We start from the raw sequence: 4,204 nt of genomic DNA on the forward strand, positions 1-4,204 counted from the left end.
GGGGATCGCTCCCTTGCTCTACCCCTGCTGGGGTAGGTATCCTATTCCCACCTCCCTCCCGTCGTTCCTTGTAGGGAGCCGCGGCGCGGTTGGGATCCCTTTGTCTGTACCGGTCTTGTCCCCATGTCTCAACCGGCCCTGGAGTCGATTCTGCAGGAAAAACGCCTTTTCCCGCCGCCTCCCTCGTTTGTGCAGCGGGCTCGCATCACCCCTGAGCGCTACCAACAGATTTGCCAAGAGGCGGAAGCGGATCCCTTGGGGTTTTGGGAGCGGCTGGCACAGCAGGAATTGCACTGGTTTCAGCCTTGGCAGCAGGTGTTGCACTGGGATCCGCCCCAGGCGCAATGGTTTGTGGGGGGGCAGCTCAACCTCAGCTACAACTGCCTGGATCGCCATTTGGACAATGGCCGCCGCCACAAGCCCGCCCTCATCTGGGAGGGGGAGCCGGGGGACACCCGCACCCTGACCTACGAGCAGCTCCACCGCGAGGTCTGCCGCTGGGCCAACGGCCTCAAGTCTCTGGGCATTCAAAAAGGGGATCGGGTGGGGATCTACATGCCGATGATCCCGGAGGCCGTCATGGCCATGCTGGCCTGTGCGCGGATCGGGGCAGCCCATACGGTGGTGTTCGGCGGGTTCAGCGCCGAGGCCCTCAAGGAGCGGCTGCGGGATGCGGAAGCCAAAGTCGTCATTACCGCCGATGGGGGCTGGCGCAAAGATGCCATCGTCCCCCTCAAGCCCCAAGTGGACTTGGCGCTGGCGGAAGGGGTGCCCAGCGTCGAAAAAGTCCTGGTGGTGCAGCGGACAGGACAAGCTGTGTCGATGATCCCGGATCGAGATATCTGGTGGCATGAGCTGGCCCCCAGCCTAGAAGAAGCCTGCCCCGCCGAGCCTATGGACGCGGAGGCGATGCTGTTTATCCTCTACACCTCCGGCACCACCGGCAAGCCCAAAGGCGTTGTCCACACCAGCGGCGGCTACAACCTCTACACTCACGTCACCTGTCAGTGGATCTTCGATTTGCAAGAAGAAGACATCTACTGGTGTACTGCCGATGTTGGCTGGATCACGGGCCACAGCTACATCGTCTATGGCCCCCTCTCCAATGGTGCGACGGTGTTTATGTACGAGGGGGCGCCCCGACCTGCTAAACCCGATTGTTTCTGGGAGCTGATCGCCCGCCACCGCATCTCGATTTTCTACACCGCCCCCACGGCAATCCGGGCTTTTATGAAAAGTGGCGACGCCCTGCCCCGCCGGCATGATCTCTCCTCGCTGCGGCTGTTGGGCACCGTGGGCGAGCCGATCAACCCGGAAGCCTGGATGTGGTACTACACCGTCATCGGCAGTGGGCGCTGCCCGATTGTGGATACCTGGTGGCAGACCGAAACCGGCGGCATTATGATCTCGCCTCTGCCGGGAGTTACACCCACCAAGCCGGGATCCGCCACCCGCCCTTTCCCAGGCATTGCGGCAGATGTGGTCGACATGGAAGGGAACCCGGCCCCAGAAGGGGGTTATCTGGTGATCCGCCGTCCCTGGCCGGGCATGATGCGCACCCTTTACAAAGATCCGCAGCGGTTCCGCTCCAGTTACTGGGAGCGGATCCCGCCCAAGGATGGGCAGTACTTCTACTTTGCCGGGGACGGCGCCCGCCGGGATGAAGATGGCTACTTTTGGGTGATGGGCCGGGTGGACGATGTCATCAATGTTGCCGGCCACCGTCTGGGCACGATGGAATTGGAATCGGCGCTGGTCTCTCACCCAGCTGTGGCGGAGGCAGCGGTGGTGGGGCGACCGGACGAGATCAAGGGAGAGGCGATCGTGGCTTTTGTCATCTTGGCGGAGGGCTACGAGCCGGGCGAAGCGCTGCGCCAAGCACTGATGCAACATGTGGTCGAGGAGATCGGAGCCATCGCCCGCCCCAGCGAGATTCGCTTCACCGAGGCGCTGCCCAAGACCCGCTCTGGCAAGATCATGCGCCGCCTGCTGCGGCAACTGGCTGCCGGCTCCGGCATCAGCGGCGATACCTCCACCCTCGAAGACCTGGGGGTGCTGGAACGGCTGCGGCAAGGGGTGTGAACTGCCAACGCGCCGGCACTAAGATGGGGACATCGAGTCCTGGGTTGTCAAGCTCGCATGTCGCCTCTGGATCCCGCACTTTACTTTGACCACAGCGCCACCACTCCGCCTCGGCCTGAGGTGATCGAGGCTATGGGGCTGGCGATGCAGGAGAGTTGGGGCAACCCCTCCAGCTTGCATGGGTGGGGAGAACGGGCGGCCATGGCCATGGAACGGGCGCGGCAGCAGGTGGCCGAGCTGCTCAACTGTGAGCCGGAGACGCTGCTGTTTACCTCTGGCGGAACGGAGTCCAACAACCTGGCCCTGTTTGGGGTGGCGCAGCGCTACTCCACTCCCCAGCATCTCATCATCTCCAGCGTCGAGCACGCCTCGGTGGAGAATGCCGCCCGTCGGTTGCAGGCCCAGGGCTGGGAGGTAACCCGTCTGCCGGTGAACTCCGCCGGCCAGGTGGATCCCCAAACCTTGATCCAGGCGTTGCAGCCCAACACCGTTCTGGTCTCCATCGTCCACGGCCAGAATGAGGTGGGATCCCTGCAGCCGATTGCCGAGCTGGGCCGCCTTTGTCGCCAGGCAGGAGTGCTCTTCCACACCGACGCGGTGCAGACTGTGGGGCGGATCCCCCTGGATCTGGCGCAACTGCCTGTGGACCTGCTCTCCCTGTCTGGGCATAAGCTTTACGGGCCGCAGGGGGTGGGGGCGCTCTATGTGCGCCCAGGGGTGGAGCTGCAACCGCTGCTGCGGGGGGGCGGGCAAGAACGGCGGCTGCGAGCCGGCACCCAAGGGATCCCTGCCATTGTCGGCCTAGGGGTGGCGGCGGCTTTGGCAGCCCAAGAGCTGGAGCAGGAGACGGCCCGCCTGCGGCAGTTGCAACGGCAGCTGGCCCAGTTGCTGGCCTCTGTGCCGGGTTTGCGGCTGACCGGCCCCTCGGATCTGGAGCAACGCCTGCCCCACCACCTCAGCTACTGCACTGCCGCGATCCCGGGGCACGTGCTGGTGAGGGAGATGAGCCGCCAGGGAATCGCCATCAGCGCCGGCTCTGCCTGTAGCAGCGGCCAGCGGATCCCCAGCCGCATCCTTTTGGCCATGGGCTATTCCGAGGCCGAGGCCCTGGGATCTATCCGCCTCAGCCTGGGCAAGGCCACCACCCAAGCTGCGGTTGAGCAGGTGGCCCGCTCCCTGCAGGCTCTCCTCCGCTCTGCTGCTGGATCCCTTGAGGGTCAGGCAACCCAACCCCTGCCGTCAGCGACTGCCGCTGAATTGGCGGCTGGGTTAAGGTGATAGAGAGTTACAGGGCTGGTCGTCATGGCTGAGATGAGTCCGTATCAGGTCTTAGGGGTCAGCGAAGAAGCCTCCTTTGAGGAGATCCAATCGGCACGGGCACGGCTCCTGGCCAGCTTGGGTGCGGATGAACAGCAGCAGGAGCGGGTGGAACAAGCCTACGATGCCATCCTGATGCAGCGCCTGCGCCTGCGCAAGGAGGGCAAGATCGCTGTCCCCGACCGCATTCGCTATGCTGAACAACGGGCTGCCCGTCTGGAGACGGAACTGAGTTTGCCCCGTCCTGCTGCCCAAAATCCCCCTTGGATTAGCCGTTGGCTGGATAGCCCTTCTGCCCCGGATGTGCTCTGGCCCGCCGTGTTGCTGGGAGGACTGGTGGGTTGGGTTGTCTTGGCCCCTGATGAGTATCCCTCCCTGCAACTGGCGCTGGGGCTGATGACCTGCATCTATTTCCTGTACCGCAAGGAGCGCCGCTTCCTTCGCGCTTTGCTCTTGGCGCTGGCAGGACTGAGCCTAGGACTGATGTTGGCCTACGGCATTGCCCTTCCCCTCACCGGCGGCGACGCCCCTGGTGCCCTGTTGGTGGGGATCACGTTTGGGGTGATGTGGCTGATAACCAGCTTTTTGCGCTAGTTGGGGAGCTTCAGGTATACATTTGTGCTGCCTGTTCATTCAAGTCGTCCCAAGCCGGCTTGAGATACAGCCACTTCAAACAGCAACGAAACGGTTCGTTACGTCGTTCCCTAACTCCCCTCTCCTTGAGGGAGAGGGGTTGGGGGTGAGGGCTAGCTCCCTGAGGGAGAGGGGTTGGGGGTGAGGGTCTGGTTTGATTGAAGCAGGCAGG

At 63.6% G+C, this 4,204-nt stretch carries 3 protein-coding genes; all 3 read left to right on the forward strand.

The window, feature by feature from the left end; translation table 11 throughout:
• Positions 1 to 123 precede the first annotated feature (123 nt).
• Genes acs through NW852_RS11805 form a run of 3 tightly spaced genes read left to right on the forward strand, consistent with a single transcriptional unit; the run spans position 124 to position 3,993 of the window.
• Positions 124 to 2,082 (forward strand): acetate--CoA ligase, encoded by a 1,959-nt coding sequence (gene acs / locus NW852_RS11795; RefSeq protein WP_414364810.1) that lies wholly within the window; start codon positions 124 to 126, stop codon positions 2,080 to 2,082.
• 57 nt (positions 2,083 to 2,139) lie between these two features.
• On the forward strand, positions 2,140 to 3,360 hold the full coding sequence (locus NW852_RS11800) for a cysteine desulfurase family protein (protein WP_414364808.1): 1,221 nt from the start codon (positions 2,140 to 2,142) through the stop codon (positions 3,358 to 3,360).
• A 33-nt stretch (positions 3,361 to 3,393) separates the two neighbouring features.
• Complete coding sequence (locus NW852_RS11805; RefSeq protein ID WP_414364806.1) at positions 3,394 to 3,993, forward strand: CPP1-like family protein; 600 nt, start codon at positions 3,394 to 3,396, stop codon at positions 3,991 to 3,993.
• The last annotated feature ends 211 nt before the right edge of the window (positions 3,994 to 4,204 follow it).

It is taken from the genome of Synechococcus sp. H60.1, from assembly GCF_047462335.1.
GTDB lineage: Bacteria > Cyanobacteriota > Cyanobacteriia > Thermostichales > Thermostichaceae > Thermostichus.

Coding starts and splice junctions, on each gene's coding strand:
- acs (WP_414364810.1), top strand. CDS start 124: ATGTCTCAACCGGCCCTGGAGTCGATTCTGCAGGAAAAACGCCTTTTC.
- NW852_RS11800 (WP_414364808.1), top strand. CDS start 2,140: ATGTCGCCTCTGGATCCCGCACTTTACTTTGACCACAGCGCCACCACT.
- NW852_RS11805 (WP_414364806.1), top strand. CDS start 3,394: ATGAGTCCGTATCAGGTCTTAGGGGTCAGCGAAGAAGCCTCCTTTGAG.